Here is a 14,928-nt window from a genome sequence, read left to right as displayed (position 1 = left end):
CGTTACACAGGTTCTCGGGCCCGCTTATCGATGAGGCGGTGATTAAAAGTTCATTTTTTGCCGTATGGCTCGATCGTCGCGCGGCAAAACTGCTCCAGATAGTCAACGAGCCGATCGGCATTCTCGATGGCAGCCGCTTCATTTCCCAGCGAGACGCTACGCATCAAGTTGGCATGCGCGGCGCCGGCGGCGCCCAGGTCGCCCCAGCGCTCGTAGTGGATATACCAAAATCGCCGTGAGCGCGCATGGACCAAGGACATGACACTTTGAATGAGCTCGTTTCCCGAGGCTTCTTCAAGAGCAGCGTGGTTGCGGCGTGTTGCCTGGAGGAACTCGTCTCCGTCGCCCGCCGCGGCGCTCTTTTCTGTTGCCGCGGCCAGTTCAAGCATGGCAGCGCGTTGGCTGGCGTTGGCCCGCAGGGCGGCGCAACTTGCCAGCAATCGCTCTAGCGGACGCCGGATCTCAAGCACTTGTAACTGCATTGCGATGGTGACATCCACCACCATGATCCCCCGCCGAGGCAAGACGGTAACCAGGCCGACTTGCGCCAACTGCTGCAAAGCCTCCCTTACCGGCGTGCGGCCAATGTTGATCTGTTGCGCCAGCTCTGCCTCGGAAAACAGGCTGCCGCCGCGAATCCGGCCTCGGATGATCAAGTTTTCGAGCGCTTCGTAGGCGACGTCTTTTAAAGGTTTTTCATGTGTGGGGTTTGTACTCATAAACGTTATCCATTGTTTCAATCTTGCCGGCATATCGGTGCCGAGTGAAGAAGTCACTGCTTCCTAATATATCACTCCAGCAAAACCAATAATGCGATTTCAGGGCACAAGTTCTGATTTATTGGGGATAACCCGCAAAATCTATTTTTCTGATATATCAGTGAATAATTATCTGATATATTAGCACGCATGCATTGATATGTCAGATAAATTCGATGCTTTTACAAGTCGTCAAGTCGTTCCCCTTCACCAATGAGACAAGCAATAACGATTTTCCCCGAGGAGAGGTTTAGATGAAATTATTTTCACGTAGTACTTATGCGTCGCTAGCCATTGCACTGGCTGCAACGCTACCCACGCAGGCAACAGCAGATCAACCCCAGACCTGGCGAGTCCAGAGCTTGTGGCAGTCTGGTACCGTCACTCAACTGGCGTTTGAGCGCTGGGCAAAAGACGTCACGCAAAAGACCAATGGCAAGATCAAGGTCACGCCCTTGCCAACTGGTGCAATAGTGGGGCCAAACGAAACGTTCGATGCCGTTGCCAGAGGCATCCTCAATGGCCAGCACCCGGCAACCGTCTACTGGAGCGGCAAGAATCCGGCATTTGCCGTGCTGGGCGACTTGAACGCGGCGTACGACGATCCCAAGCTTGCCTACGAATATTTCTATGAACACGGTGGACTGGAGCTATTGCGCGAGGCGTACAAGCCCTATGGCCTTTACCCCATCGGTGCGGTGTGGTGGGGCGCAGAATCCCTACCCACGACGCGTAAAGTAGCTTCGCCGGAAGACCTGGCCGGCCTGAAAATTCGCCTTCCCCAAGGGATGTCATCAGACCTGTTTGCCAGCTTCAAAGCCGTGCCAATCAATCTGCCAGGCTCCGAGGTCTTTAGTGCGCTCGATAGTGGCACCATCGAATCGACCGACTGGGGCACGCTCAGCATGAACGAGGAACTGGGTTTCCACGACATAGCCAAGTTCGTCATCTATCCGGGCATTCACTCTACCCCTACGGGTGATGTCTCCATTCCATTAAAAGTGTGGGACAAGCTAGACCCCGAGACGCAGAAGATACTTGAGCAGTCTGTCAAGGATTTTGGCCAGGACCTGGTGGCCAAACTCCAGGAGGCTGATGCCGCAGTCGCGCAAACGCTTAAGGCGCGGGGCGTGCAGATCATCGACTGGAGTGCAGATGATCGCAAGAAGTTCCGTACCGCCGCCATTGCTATCTGGCAAAAATATGGAGAAAAAAATGATCTGTCGCGCCGTGCAGTTGACGGTCAGGTCAAATTCCTTCGCAGCAAGGGTCTTATTGAGTGACCTGGCCTGCTGACCAATAGCCGCGGTTTTTCGTTAACCGCCGCTGATCACGCATCCACTCGTTACACCACGCTCACTCTTGGCTGAGCCTAAGCGCGTCAACTCGCGCACTCTGGAGCAAGCAATTATGCGATTTATCAGTAACCTGAACCAAAAGATCGGAGATTACGCAAGTGCCATTTACTTCGTGGTTTTCGTTGTCATGATCTACGACGTCATCGTCCGTTATATCTATCACACGCCCACCGAGTGGGCACTGGAATTTGTCATCATGGTGGTCGGGATTCACTACGTGATCTCTGGCGCCCATGCCATTAAAAACAACTCGCATGTGCGCATCGACGTTATCTACAACCTGCTGCCGGTGCGCACGCGGCGCTGGATGGATGTCTTGGGCCATCTGCTGGCCATCGTTTATCTATCGATCATCGTTTATTACGGAGTTGAACAGGCATTGCCCGCGATTGAAATGGGAGAACGCTCCGGTGGCGGATGGAATTCGCTCGCCCCGACGTACATGAAGATCGCGATTCCTATTGGCGCTGCATTAATGGTTCTGCAAAGCGTCGTCTCCTTCATTGATTCTGTAAAGGGTGTCCGTAATGAGCAGTGAAATCGTTAGCCTCGCAACAGTAGGCATTTTATTGTTGCTTCTTTTCACAGGCATGCCGCTCGCGTTCGCGACGGGGATGACTGCCGTCGTGTTGACGCTTTGGCTTTTCGAACCAGAGACACTGTATTTCATTGTCAGCCGAATCTTCACTTTGATGAATAACTACGCATTGATCTCGGTGCCACTGTTCGTCTTGATGGGCTGCATCCTGGAGAAGGCGGGCGTCGTCGAACGGCTATTTTATGCGCTGCATATTTGGTCAGGACGCTTGCGCGGTGGATTGGCCGTCGGGTGCCTTCTGGCGGCAACGATACTGGCCGCCATGGTTGGTGTTATCGGCGCTGAGATCGTGGTCCTTGGCATGGTGTGCCTGCCGACCATGTTGGCGCGTGGCTATAACAAGCACCTATCGGTTGGGGTAATTTGTGCCGGTGGATCGCTGGGCACCATGTTACCGCCCAGTATCGTTCTGATCGTCTACGGCCTGGTCTCGCAGACTTCCATTGGGACTTTGTTTGTCGCTGCCGTTCTGCCCGGGTTCCTGCTCGTTGCACTGTATCTGGCCTATGTGCTCATACGCTGCTACATGAATCCTTCCCTGGGGCCCTTGGCGCCGCCCGAAGAGCTCGAACTTCCGATCATGGAAAAGATTGCACTCGGTCGCGCGTTGATCCTGCCGGTAGGCTTGATACTGATGGTCCTCGGTGCGCTATACAGCGGCATTGCTACACCCACCGAAACAGCAGCAATAGGCGTGCTGGGCTCGCTGATTGTGGCTGGCGTCAACGGTAAATTGAACTTCGATGCCGTCTGGGAATCGCTTCGACGAACGGGAAGTACCGTTGCCATGTTGACGTGGATCTTCTTTGGTGCTTCCGCATTGGTGTCGGTCTATACGCTGGCGGGCGGCACCGCCTTCCTGCAGGATTTGATCACCGGATTGCCCATTCCTCCCTTGGCTACTATTGCGCTCATGATGTTGATCCTCATGATCCTGGGCTGCTTTATCGACTGGATTGGAATTGTGCTACTCACGATGCCCATTTTTGTGCCGGTCATCAAAGCACTGGGCTTTGACCCCATCTGGTTCGGGATTCTATTTTGCATGAACATGCAAATCTCCTACCTGGCCCCGCCGTTCGCACCCGCTGCGTTCTACCTGAAAGCCGTAGCGCCGCCCAATGTTTCGCTTGGTGACATCTTTAGAGGCACAGCGCCCTTTATCGGGCTTCAGATCATTGCGTTGTTGCTCGTCATGTTCTTCCCGAAGATCGCGACGTGGTTACCGAGCTTCATGGGTTAACGCAGCTTGGCTACTTTGAAATTGGAGAGAAATATGATAGATGAACGTCAACCGTTCGCGCTGGAGGCAGACGTGCTGGTCATTGGTGGGGGCGCAGCAGGGGTGGCCGCCGCAGTGACAGCAGCGCGTCAGAATCTGAAGGTCATTCTGCTCGAGCGCTACGGCTTTGCCGGAGGCGGCGCCGTCGCGGGATTGTCTGGCACGATCTGCGGTCTATTCGAAGCCCGGCAGGACCCCAAGGCAGAACCCGTGCGTCTGGTGTACGGCTTTGCCGAGGAGTTCGTCCAGCGCATGCAGGCCAGAGGCGGTCTTTCCGGTCCAACGCGCTATGGCAAGACTTATACCCTGGTTCATGACCCCTTGAAGTGGCGTGAGGTAGGCGACGACCTTCTTGCCGACAGCGGCGTTCAGGTGCTCTATCACACCGTCGTCAGTGACGTCTTGATGGACGGGGGTGAACGCGTGGCTGGCGTGGTGGCCTACACCAAACAAGGCAAGCTACGCGTCACAGCAAAGATTACGATCGACGCCAGTGGCGATGCAGACGTGACCGCGATGGCAGGATTGCCGACCTACCGCAGCTTGAACGGTGTTATTCAGAATCCGACCATGATCTTTCGCATCAATGGCGTAGACGTTAAACGGTTCCTGGATACCTACGGAGACAATAGCGTGCTTCTTGGTCCTGTTGTCGAGATGATCCAGAAGGCCAATGCCTCCGGGAAATATGCCTTGCCCCGCCAGAAGATCTTCCTGTTCCCCACGCCACGCCCAGACCAGTTGCTTTGCAACTGCACACGCATCCTGGGCGAAGACGGCCGCGACCTGGATCCTCTTGTTGCGGCTGACCTGACAGAAGCTGAGATTCAGGGCCGCAAGCAGGTGCGTGAATACGAGCGCTTTTTCCGCGACTATCTCGCCGGGTGCGAAAACGCCTATGTCAACGACACCGGTGTGCAAGTTGGCATTCGCCAAAGTCGCCAAGCCATGGGTGTGGCCACGCTGGCCAACAGCGATGTCGTTAAGGGAACCAAGTTCCGCTCCGGGATTGCACGCTCGGCATGGCCCATCGAGCAGCACGCGGGAGCCATACCCAAACTGGAATGGCTGTTTAACGACTACTACGAGATTCCATACGAATGTTTCGTGCCGTCGGCAGGGGAGTCGCTTCTGGTGGCCGGGCGATGTCTGTCGGCTGAAGCCGAAGCCATGGCCTCGGCACGGGTGACTGCGCAGTGTTTTTCGTACGGGCACGCTATCGGCCATGCCGCAGCCCTTGCTGTGCACGAGAACGTACAGCCCCGAGATATAGATCCCATTGCCGTACGCGTAGCGGTAAACCGCGACGGCGCACAACTTGATTGAACGAACGAGGAGAATTAAACCATGATTAAAGTAGAACACAAGGACAACGTGGCGATTATCACCCTGGATCGCGCTAACCGGCGCAATGCCCTGGGCAGCGCAATGGTCGAGGATCTGGAGCGTCGGTTCGCCGAACTGGACCGCGAGACTTCCGTTGGCGCCATCGTGCTAACCGGCGCGCAGCCTAGCTTTTGTGCAGGCAGTGACCTCAAGGAACTGGGCACAATGAACCTGGCTGAGATGGCAGAACACGAAGCCATCACCGCCGCCATTGCCCGCAAAATCACCTTCCTTAACACCCCTGTCATCGCCGCCGTGGAAGGGCATGCTTTTGGTGGCGGCTTCATTCTGGCCTGCTCGTGCGATCTGATCGTCACGAGCGCCGCAGCGCGATGGAACCTGGCCGAGGTGCCCAACGGCTGGCTGCCTCCCTGGGGCTTGCAGGCGCTGGTGTCTCGCGTAGGACCGGTGGTGGCCAAGCGGCTTACCTTCGGTCATGAACTCTTAAGCGGCGCCGATGTGTTTCGGCTTGGCCTGGCAGACTACGTGATCGACGAAGGTCAGTCACTGGAGGAGGCGACGCGCATTGCCGGTCTTATTGCCGGCATGCCCCAACCCGCGGTGGCCTCTACCAAGCAGTTCTTCGCCCCCTTGGTTGCTGGCCCGAGCGAGGCGCTTGACGCGAGTGCAAACCGGGTTTTCATCGATAACTGCAAGCATGAGCGTGCTATGGCGACGCTTGCGCGATTCGGAGCAAAAGCGTGAGCAAAATATGCACTGCGGCCGAGGCGGTCGCCCATATCAAGGATGGTGATGTCGTAGCCAGCGTTGGGGTCATCGGCTGGATTACCCCTGACACCGTACTACGAGCCCTGCGCCAACGCTTTGATGACACACAAAGCCCGCGAAATCTAACGTTTTACTTCCCGTGTGGCACGGGCGACGCGGTGGGCATACCTGGCATGGATCATGTCGCTGCCGAAGGCCTTATGAAGCGAATCGTCTCAGGTTCATACGTCAATCCGACCCATCCTAAGACCGGTGCCCGACCCGCCTTGATGACGCTTATCCAGGAAAACCGGATCGAAGCCTATAGCTGGCCTATCGGTGCCAGCATGCATTGGCTGCGCGAAGTGGCTCGCAAGAGCCCCGGCTACTTTACCCGAGTCGGGCTCGGTACCTATATCGATCCCGAGCAAACGGGCGGGCGCCTGACCACGCTTGCCACCGAGGAACTGGTTCGCAAGGTGCAATTCGAGGGCGAGCCGTTGCTCTTTTATCCGACGTGGAGGCTGGACACTGCCATCATTCGTGCGACGGCCTCAGACGACCTGGGCAATTTGTCCTTTGAAGAGGATCCGTTGCTGTCCTCGAACATTGCCCTGGCCATGGCGGTGAAGGCGTGCGGCGGCAAGGTCATCGTACAGGTCAAGCGCATCGTTCCGCGCGGCTCGCGACTCGCCGTCGGCGCTCGCATCCCTGCGGCGCTCATTGATCACATCGTAGTCGATCCTGAACAGATGATGGTGACGGATATTGCGACCGACGCTGCCTACCTGGGTAACCAGAATGCGCCGCTGAGTTCGCTAAAGAGACTGCCCCAGACACCGGCAAAAGTCATTGCCAGGCGAGCGGCTCGCGAAGTCAAGCAGCACGAACTGACGATATTTGGCTTTGGTGCGTCCTCGGACGTGCCGCTGGTGATGGTCGAAGATGGTCTGATCACGGAGTCAAACATTGATGACTATTGGTTCACAACGGAACATGGCTCCTTTGGCGGCGTCGTCATGAACGGATGGCAATTCTCTGCCAACATTAACCCACGGGCGAACGTGGATGGCGTTACGCAGTTCGACCTGATTGATGGCGGCCTGTGCAAATTCGCCGCCTTGGCGTTTGCACAGTTTGATGCGAACGGCAGCGTTAATGTCAGCCGCTTTGGCAAGGCGAACCCGGGGGCAGGGGGGTTTATTGACATCGCGCAAAATGCACAGCGACTCGTTTTTACCGGCACCTTCACGACTGGCGGCTTAAAAATATCTTATACCGACGAGGCCGGTTTAAAGATCGAGCGCGAAGGCCAATCGCGCAAGTTCGTCAAGCAGGCTGATCACATTACTTACCGGCTTGGCGAAGGTGTAGGAAAGGGCCAGCATGCGCTGCTTATTACCGAACGCGCGGTGTTCTCCGTGACGCCAGAAGGACTCATCCTGGAGGAAATCGCGCCCGGTATTGACCTGCAGCGAGAAGTGCTCGATTTGATGGACTTCCCACCAGTTGGCATACGCGAGCCTCTTGCGATCATGGACCGTGCGTTATTTGTAGAGGAGAGTGCGCATGCTTGATGCTCAGGATGTCGTCGGTGTAAAAGCTTACGGCGCCGTCACGGTGCTGACGATCCAGCGGGGGTTTCGCCGCAATGCAATGGACCAGGCCCTGATCGATGAACTTAAGGCGCAGTTGTTAAAACTGGATAGAGACCCATCCGTGGGAGCGATCGTCCTGCAGGGCGAGAACAACGGCTTTTGCTCCGGTAGCGATTTGAAGTTCATTAGTCAGTTGAGCGTGGAGGATATGGCTCGCTTTGAACAGGAAACGGGCGACATGGCGCGCCTGTTTGCCTTTGTAAAGAAGCCGGTTATTGCCGCCGTTGAAGGCTTTGCGATCGGTGGTGGCTTTATCCTGGCCATCTCTTGTGACGTGGTGGTCGCCGGGGAACAATCACGGTGGAGCTTGCCCGAAGTACCACACGGGTGGCTGACACCCTGGGGGCTGAACGCTTTAATCGAGCGGGTCGGGCGGGTGCGTGCCCGTAACCTTTGCTTCTGCCTGGATGAACTAAGCGGCAAAGACATGCTCGGTATGGGCGCCACTGATTACACGGTACCAGATGGCCAGGTTCTGGACAAGGCGCTGGAGTTGGCTACCCGACTTGCCGCGCTGCCACGGGCCGCCGTAGCGAGCACTAAACGTTTCTTTGCTAATCAGATGATGTCGCATGCCGAGGTGATGGATTTCGAAGCCAATCACTTTTTCGTAGAGAACTGCGCCCATCCCGATGCCGCCAGCACCTTAAATAAACACAGGAAACCAAAATGCTGATTGATTTTAATGATGACGAGAGAATGCTTACTGAAGCTGTGCGCCGTTTTGCGCAACAGCAACTCGCACCCGCGATGCCCCGGCACCTATCTGACCATGAGTTTCCGACCGAGCTGGTAAAGGCTTTTGGCCAAATGGGGTTTATGGGTACGTCCTACGACCCTGAGTACGGCGGCGGGGGCCTGGGCACTCGCGGCGCTGCGCTTGTTGCTGAACTTCTCGCCCGCGTAGAGCCTTCCTTTGCGGCAATCTTTTTGTGCAACAGCGCCCCCGCTTCCCTGGTTGCCCGCTACGGCAACGACGCCCAAAAGCGTCAATGGCTGCAGGCCATCAATGAAGGCAAGATGATCGCCTCCTTTGGTGTGACGGAGCCGCAAGGCGGGTCCGATGTTGCTGGAGTGAAAACCACTGCTGTGCTGCAAGGGAGCGAATACGTGATTAACGGTCAGAAGATGTTCTCGACCAACGCCGGTACGCCGCTGCACGGATTTTCGACCGTCGTGGCGGTTACTGACCCGGACGCGGGCGCAAAGCGTCTGTCCTCCTTCATCGTGCCCGTCGGTACACCTGGCTTTTCCGTCGGTAAACCGGCCAAGAAGATTGGCTGGCGATTCGCCGACTCGGTTGAGCTCTTTTTTGATAATGTACGCATCCCAAAGGAGTATCTCATCGGTCAACGAGGAGATGGACTAAAACAGGTGCTGACGGTGCTGAGTGTGGGTCGCATTCTGGTCGGCGCGACCGGGCTGGGCCTGGCTCGCCGCGCTATCGATCTTGCAAAATCCTTTGGTCGCGATCGCAAGGTCTTGGGCAAGCCTATCCTTGAGCATCAAGGTTTATCGTTTCCGCTTGCCGATATCCTGACCAAAATCCATGCTGCGGAGCTGATGGTTCGTAACTCGGCCACTTTGGTCGACGAAGGACGCCCGTTCCGCAATGAGACCGGCATGACCAAGCTATTTGCCAGCGAACTGGCAGTGGAGGCTGCGCTGAAGGCCATCCAGGTGCACGGTGCCTACGGCGTGTTTGAAGAATATCCTGTGTCCGGCCTTTTAGGAGAGGCCAAGGTATTGGAAATCGTCGAAGGCACGAGCGAAATTCAGCGACTGGTGATCGCCCGGGAATTGCTCGATTAGATATGTCACGATGAGCGATGCGTAAACGCAAATCTTGTCGTGAGGTGGGCCGAATCAGCAGAGGTCACGGTGAGTGCAGCCAAAGCGATGGATGATCAGAACTATGCTCTGGGCACAGGACAATGTCGCATTGGGTTTGCGCCTGCGCGGTCTGGATACGGCAAATCGGCACGGCATTGCGCAGGAAACTGGTCAATGGGTGGGGTTGGAAGCCTGTGTGCGCTATGACGCTCTTGAGCTAGCCCGCCTCTTTTTCCTCGGTCAAATTCAGAGGAGGATCGCCGAGCCAGCGACGCGGACCCGGACCGTTCAGGCCGGCGCGGTCGCCGGGATTGCTTAGCAGGCATTTTTTCATCGACAGGCAGCCGCAGCCAATGCATTCCTCCAAACCAATGTTGAGAGTTTGCAACAGAGCGATACGCTCTTCGATGCGTTTTCGCCACTGACGCGTAAGACGATCCCAGTCCTCGCCCACAGGCACTCGGTCCTTGGGCAGGTGAGCCAGTTCAGCAGTTACCTCGTCCAGGGTCAAACCAATCTTCTGCGCAAACACAATGAGAGCAATGCGTCGCAGCACTGAGCGCGAGTAGCGCCGGTGACCGCTATCGACCCGAACTGATTCGAGCAAACCGCGAGATTCATAGAAGCGTAGCGCCGAGGCGGCGACTCCGCTGCGCTGTGAAACCCATCCGATCGTGACCAGCGGGTCGGGTATTGGATTGGCCATGCCAAAATTATCCTTGATTTAAAGTTAACTTTAACTTTTATATTAGCACCTTGTTGATTTCAAGGACAAGCGGAAAGAGCCGGTGACATTCATCAGCGCGCGCCGCATCGTCTACATCCTGGAGAAATAGAGATGGTCAGATGTGCTCGGCAACGATGGGGCCACAGGTTCGCGAATGGGTTGATGGTTGCCGGATGCGTAGCGCTTGCAGCTTGCAACTCGGAGGCAACTCCCGGCGCTTCGCCCGCGTTGCCACCGGAAGTGAGCGTCGCGCCGGTACTGGTAAGGTCTGTTCAGCAGTGGGACGAGTTCAACGGCCGCATCGCCGCAGTCCAGAGGGTGGAGGTGCGCCCGCGCGTGAGCGGCATAGTGGATCTTGTGGCGTTCACCGATGGACAGGAGGTACGACGTGGCGATCTGCTCTTCGTGATTGACCCGCGGCCTTACCGTGCAGCGCTGACTGGCGCACAGGCTCAGCTCGAACACGCAAATGCTGCCGCACAACTGGCCAAAATTAAGGCTCAGCGGGCGAAAAAGCTGATCGTGAGCCATGCCATCTCTGGTGAGGAGTTAGACAATCGCATGGCAGAGCAGGCGCAAAGCCAGGCAGAAGTGCGCTCTGCAGAGGCAGCGCTGGCCAATGCGCGACTGAATCTGGAGTTTACGGAGATACGTGCCCCGATCGCCGGCCGCGTCGGTCGCGCTCAGCTCACGCCGGGCAATCTCACGCAAGCGAACCAAAGTTTGCTCACTACGGTGGTGTCGCAAGACCCGGTTCATGTGTACTTCGAGCCTGACGAACAGAGTTATCTGCGTTACCTTGATCTGGTGCGCAACGGCGCACGCGCCGGCTCGGGCCAGACAGTGCATCTGGGTCTGACCAATGAGTCGGGCTTTCCACATCAGGGGCGCCTGGACTTTACAGATAACCACGTAGACTCCGCGACCGGCACTATCCGCTTGCGTGCCCTGCTACCTAATCCGGACAGGCAGTTTACACCCGGGTTATACGCGCGCGTGCAGCTCGATGGCGGTACCTTGCCCAAGGCTATTCTGATCGACGAGCGCGCAGTGCTGACCGATCAGGACCGCAAGTACGTCTACACCCTTGGGGTTGACCACAAGGCGTTACGCAAGGACGTGAAACTCGGTGCTGCGGTCGGCCGACTGCGTGTAGTACGTTCTGGCCTGACCCAGGACGACGAGGTGGTGATCGACGGTATACAGAAAATTTTCTACCCAGGCATGATCGTGAGGCCTGTGAAGGTGGCGATGGAGCCTGCGGCTGCCATCATCGAAACAGACGCGTCGCCCGCTACGTCTGCAACGCTGTCGGCCGGCCAGTAGGAGAACCGTCGCATGGATTTTTCAAAATTTTTCATAGACCGACCAATTTTCGCCATTGTGCTCTCGGTGATCATATTCGCGGTGGGTTTGATCGCCATTCCAATCCTGCCTTCGGGCGAGTACCCCGAAGTCGTTCCGCCCAGCGTCGTAGTACGCACGAGCTATCCGGGCGCAAATCCGAAGGAAATAGCCGATTCTGTCGCCACACCGCTGGAAGAAGCGGTCAACGGTGTCGAAGGGATCATGTACATGAAGTCGGTCGCCGGCTCCGACGGCAGCCTTGCCCTGACGGTTACCTTCAAATCGGATGTGGATCCAGATACGGCGGCGGTACGCGTACAGAACCGCGTCAGCCAGGTCCAGGCTCGCTTGCCAGAGGAGGTGCGGCAATTCGGAATTACAACGCAGAAGCAGTCACCCACGCCGCTGATGTATGTGAGCTTCTATTCACCCGATGATCGCTACGATTCATTGTATCTGCGCAACTACATCAATCTGAACGTGAAAGATGCCCTGTCTCGGCTGACTGGCATCGGCGACGTGGGAATCTACGGGGCGGGGGATTATGCTATGCGGATATGGCTCGACCCTAATCGACTGTCGGCGCGGGGCCTGACGGCTGGTGACGTGGTACGAGCAGTGCGCGAGCAGAACGTGCAAGTCTCTGCCGGGCAACTTGGCGCAGAGCCTGCTGCGCAGGACAACAGCTTTCTGCTGTCGATCAACGTGCGCGGCCGCTTGCGTAGTCAAGCGCAGTTCGAGGATATCGTGGTCAAAAGCGGCGAAGCGGGACAACTGGTCCGGTTGGCTGACGTCGCACGGGTCGAGCTTGGCTCGGGCGACTACTCACTGCGCGCGCTCTATAACGGCAATCAGCAGGCGACAGCTGGCATTTACCTGTCGCCCGGTGCAAATGCGCTTGCGGTGGCCGATTCAGTCTATGCACAACTGGACGAACTGTCAGAGAAGTTCCCAGAGGGTGTAGCGTACCGGGCAGTGTGGGATCCGACCGTTTTCGTACGTGATTCCATCAAGGCCGTACAGCACACGCTGATCGAGGCGGTCTTGCTCGTGGTGCTGGTGGTGGTGGTGTTTTTGCAGACTTGGCGCGCTTCGGTCATTCCATTGGTTGCAGTGCCGGTCTCGATCATCGGAACTTTCGCTGGCCTGTATCTGCTGGGATATTCGATCAACACGTTAACGCTCTTTGGCCTTGTACTGGCCATCGGTATTGTGGTCGATGACGCGATCGTGGTGGTGGAGAATGTGGAACGTTACATTGAACACGGAATGAACCCGCGCGAAGCAGCACACCGTGCAATGCGCGAAGTCTCGGGTCCGATTATTGCCATAGCGCTCGTGCTCTGTGCCGTGTTCGTGCCCATGGCCTTCATGAGCGGTATCACTGGACAGTTTTACAAGCAGTTCGCTGTCACTATCGCCATTTCCACAGTGATCTCGGCAATCAACTCCCTTACACTCTCACCGGCACTAGCGGCCAAGCTGCTACGCAGTCGTGATGCCCCCAAGGATGCACTGACACGCGGCATGGATCGCATCTTCAGCCGGTTCTTCAGCGCGTTCAACCGCTTCTTTATGCGTAGTTCCGGCGGCTATCATCATATCGTATCACGTGCTCTCGGACGGCGTGGTCTGGTGTTCGTGGTCTATGTGCTGTTGCTCGCTGTCACTGCGCTGCTTTTCAGGACTGTCCCGGGTGGCTTTATCCCCACGCAGGACAAGCTCTATCTTTTCGCCGGCGCCAAGCTGCCTGAAGGCGCCTCGCTCGGCCGGACAGAGGCTGTAACACGGCAACTCAATGACCTGGCGCTGCAGGTTGACGGCGTGGAGAGCGTGACGGCATTCGCCGGGCTGAATGCGCTGCAACAGGTGAATACACCCAACATCACCAACTCGTACATTGGACTCGAACCTTTTGGCGAAAGAACGCGCAGCGCGCAGCAAATTACAGCCGAATTGAACCAGCGCTTTGGTGACGTGCAAGCGGGCTTTTCCTACGCGCTAATGCCTCCACCGATTCAGGGGCTGGGTAACGGTTCGGGATACTCGTTGTATCTGCAGGATCGTGCAGGCTTGGGATATGGCGCGTTGCAGAATGCGCTGTTAGCCTTCCAGGCAGAGGTCGCCAAGATACCGGGCATGAGCTATCCCGTTAGCTCTTATCAGTCCAACATTCCACAACTTGACGTGATCGTGGATCGCGTCAAAGCCAAGGCCCAGGGCGTTGCACTCACAGATGTGTTTGAGACGCTGCAGACCAACTTGGGGTCAGTCTATGTGAACGACTTTAATCTCTTTGGCCGCGTGTACCGTGTGATGGCGCAAGCCGACAGCGCCTACCGCCAACAGCCTGCTGACATCGGCAATCTCAAAGTGCGAAACAAGAATGGCCAGATGGTGCCGCTAGCTGCGCTCGTAACCATAACACCAACCTATGGTCCCGATCCGGTAGTGCGCTACAACGGCTACCCGGCTGCTGACTTGATCGGTGACTCCGATCCGCGTGTGCTGTCTTCAGGTCAGGTGCTTGAGAAGCTGCAGGAGATCGCGGACAAGACGCTGCCGCGCGGTGTCACCCTCGAATGGACCGACCTGAGCTACCAGCAGGTCTCCCAGAGCAAGGCGGCATTTGTGGTGTTCCCCATGGCAGTGATTCTAGCCTTCCTGGTACTGGCCGCGCTATACGAAAGCTGGAGTCTACCACTTGCGGTAGTACTGATCGTGCCGGTGTGTATCTGCGCCGCGCTACTGGGTGTGTGGCTTAGTGGCGGTGACAATAATGTGTTTGTACAGGTTGGCCTGGTGGTCCTGATAGGGCTGGCCTGCAAAAACGCGATCCTGATTGTGGAATTTGCGCGTGAGTTGGAGATCAGCGGCAAGGGCACGGTCGACGCTGCGTTGGAAGCTTGTCGTCTTCGATTGCGCCCGATCATCATGACCTCGGTCGCGTTTATCGCTGGTTCTGTCCCCTTGCTGCTCGGTACTGGTGCGGGCAGTGAGGTGCGGATAGCTACAGGCGTGACGGTGTTCTCCGGCATGCTGGGTGTGACTGTGTTCGGTCTTTTCCTCACACCAGTGTTCTATGTCGCGCTGCGCAAGCTTGCTGGCACACGGTTAGCACATCCCGCGCAAAGTCGCGGTACTGGGGAGGAGGGTCATGCGTAAGCGACGAGACACTACTCATGTTGCCTTGAACCTCCTTACTGAATGTCGCATCGCGCCGAAAGGTGCAAGCAGAAAAAAACGAATTTTCCCAACCAATTAATGGAGTTA

Annotated in this window: 12 protein-coding genes; 10 read left to right on the top strand and 2 right to left on the bottom strand. The window is 56.8% G+C overall.

Annotated elements, in window-relative coordinates:
* Nucleotides 1–50: 50 nt before the first annotated feature.
* Nucleotides 51–719 carry a GntR family transcriptional regulator gene (locus tag EV681_RS21665; protein ID WP_165393170.1) on the bottom strand — a complete coding sequence of 223 codons (669 nt, stop codon included), beginning with the start codon at nt 717–719 and terminating at the stop codon, nt 51–53.
* Between the two features lie 293 nt (nt 720–1,012).
* On the opposite strand from EV681_RS21665, the gene EV681_RS21660 reads away from it, so the two are divergent.
* The 8 genes from EV681_RS21660 (at nt 1,013) to EV681_RS21625 (ending at nt 9,560) form a co-directional block, all read left to right on the top strand.
* Entirely contained in the window at nt 1,013–2,041 is a 1,029-nt protein-coding gene (locus EV681_RS21660) for a TRAP transporter substrate-binding protein (RefSeq protein ID WP_128396753.1), read from the top strand.
* Between the two features lie 127 nt (nt 2,042–2,168).
* The gene (locus EV681_RS21655; RefSeq protein ID WP_128396754.1) at nt 2,169–2,654 is read left to right on the top strand and encodes a TRAP transporter small permease subunit; all 486 of its coding nucleotides are present in this window, start codon (nt 2,169–2,171) and stop codon (nt 2,652–2,654) included.
* The gene (locus EV681_RS21650) at nt 2,644–3,957 is read left to right on the top strand and encodes a TRAP transporter large permease (protein WP_128396755.1); all 1,314 of its coding nucleotides are present in this window, start codon (nt 2,644–2,646) and stop codon (nt 3,955–3,957) included. The genes EV681_RS21655 and EV681_RS21650 overlap by 11 nt, the downstream gene beginning before the upstream one ends.
* A gap of 33 nt (nt 3,958–3,990) precedes the next feature.
* On the top strand, nt 3,991–5,322 hold the full coding sequence (locus EV681_RS21645) for an FAD-dependent oxidoreductase (protein WP_128396756.1): 1,332 nt from the start codon (nt 3,991–3,993) through the stop codon (nt 5,320–5,322).
* Nucleotides 5,323–5,343: 21 nt separating this feature from the next.
* Complete coding sequence (locus EV681_RS21640) at nt 5,344–6,087, top strand: enoyl-CoA hydratase/isomerase family protein (RefSeq protein ID WP_128396757.1); 744 nt, start codon at nt 5,344–5,346, stop codon at nt 6,085–6,087.
* Nucleotides 6,084–7,667: an acyl CoA:acetate/3-ketoacid CoA transferase gene (locus EV681_RS21635; protein ID WP_128396758.1), complete on the top strand. Its 1,584-nt coding sequence runs from the start codon at nt 6,084–6,086 to the stop codon at nt 7,665–7,667. Before EV681_RS21640 ends, EV681_RS21635 begins: the two co-directional genes overlap by 4 nt.
* Nucleotides 7,660–8,424 (top strand): enoyl-CoA hydratase/isomerase family protein, encoded by a 765-nt coding sequence (locus tag EV681_RS21630; RefSeq protein WP_128396759.1) that lies wholly within the window; start codon nt 7,660–7,662, stop codon nt 8,422–8,424. The genes EV681_RS21635 and EV681_RS21630 overlap by 8 nt, the downstream gene beginning before the upstream one ends.
* Nucleotides 8,418–9,560 (top strand): acyl-CoA dehydrogenase family protein, encoded by a 1,143-nt coding sequence (locus EV681_RS21625; RefSeq protein ID WP_128396760.1) that lies wholly within the window; start codon nt 8,418–8,420, stop codon nt 9,558–9,560. Before EV681_RS21630 ends, EV681_RS21625 begins: the two co-directional genes overlap by 7 nt.
* Nucleotides 9,561–9,798: 238 nt before the next feature.
* Here the strand turns inward: EV681_RS21625 and soxR are convergent, their stop codons facing one another.
* Nucleotides 9,799–10,287 carry a redox-sensitive transcriptional activator SoxR gene (gene soxR, locus EV681_RS21620; protein WP_130305208.1) on the bottom strand — a complete coding sequence of 163 codons (489 nt, stop codon included), beginning with the start codon at nt 10,285–10,287 and terminating at the stop codon, nt 9,799–9,801.
* 132 nt (nt 10,288–10,419) lie between these two features.
* Here soxR and EV681_RS21615 point away from each other — a divergent pair, with 132 nt between their 5' ends.
* Both EV681_RS21615 and EV681_RS21610 read left to right on the top strand, forming a co-directional pair.
* Nucleotides 10,420–11,634 carry an efflux RND transporter periplasmic adaptor subunit gene (locus EV681_RS21615; protein ID WP_130305207.1) on the top strand — a complete coding sequence of 405 codons (1,215 nt, stop codon included), beginning with the start codon at nt 10,420–10,422 and terminating at the stop codon, nt 11,632–11,634.
* 12 nt (nt 11,635–11,646) lie between these two features.
* The gene (locus EV681_RS21610) at nt 11,647–14,820 is read left to right on the top strand and encodes an efflux RND transporter permease subunit (protein WP_130305206.1); all 3,174 of its coding nucleotides are present in this window, start codon (nt 11,647–11,649) and stop codon (nt 14,818–14,820) included.
* Nucleotides 14,821–14,928 lie beyond the last annotated feature (108 nt).

It is taken from the genome of Advenella incenata, from assembly GCF_004217095.1.
Taxonomy (GTDB): domain Bacteria; phylum Pseudomonadota; class Gammaproteobacteria; order Burkholderiales; family Burkholderiaceae_B; genus Advenella; species Advenella incenata.
The sequence above is the reverse complement of the archived record's forward strand: the minus strand, read 5'-3'. Positions and strand labels throughout refer to the sequence as shown.

Bases quoted from the DNA above. Each gene is read 5' to 3' on its own strand.
- EV681_RS21665 (WP_165393170.1), bottom strand. From the start codon at position 719: ATGAGTACAAACCCCACACATGAAAAACCTTTAAAAGACGTCGCCTAC.
- EV681_RS21660 (WP_128396753.1), top strand. From the start codon at position 1,013: ATGAAATTATTTTCACGTAGTACTTATGCGTCGCTAGCCATTGCACTG.
- EV681_RS21655 (WP_128396754.1), top strand. From the start codon at position 2,169: ATGCGATTTATCAGTAACCTGAACCAAAAGATCGGAGATTACGCAAGT.
- EV681_RS21650 (WP_128396755.1), top strand. From the start codon at position 2,644: ATGAGCAGTGAAATCGTTAGCCTCGCAACAGTAGGCATTTTATTGTTG.
- EV681_RS21645 (WP_128396756.1), top strand. From the start codon at position 3,991: ATGATAGATGAACGTCAACCGTTCGCGCTGGAGGCAGACGTGCTGGTC.
- EV681_RS21640 (WP_128396757.1), top strand. From the start codon at position 5,344: ATGATTAAAGTAGAACACAAGGACAACGTGGCGATTATCACCCTGGAT.
- EV681_RS21630 (WP_128396759.1), top strand. From the start codon at position 7,660: ATGCTTGATGCTCAGGATGTCGTCGGTGTAAAAGCTTACGGCGCCGTC.
- EV681_RS21625 (WP_128396760.1), top strand. From the start codon at position 8,418: ATGCTGATTGATTTTAATGATGACGAGAGAATGCTTACTGAAGCTGTG.
- soxR (WP_130305208.1), bottom strand. From the start codon at position 10,287: ATGGCCAATCCAATACCCGACCCGCTGGTCACGATCGGATGGGTTTCA.
- EV681_RS21615 (WP_130305207.1), top strand. From the start codon at position 10,420: ATGGTCAGATGTGCTCGGCAACGATGGGGCCACAGGTTCGCGAATGGG.
- EV681_RS21610 (WP_130305206.1), top strand. From the start codon at position 11,647: ATGGATTTTTCAAAATTTTTCATAGACCGACCAATTTTCGCCATTGTG.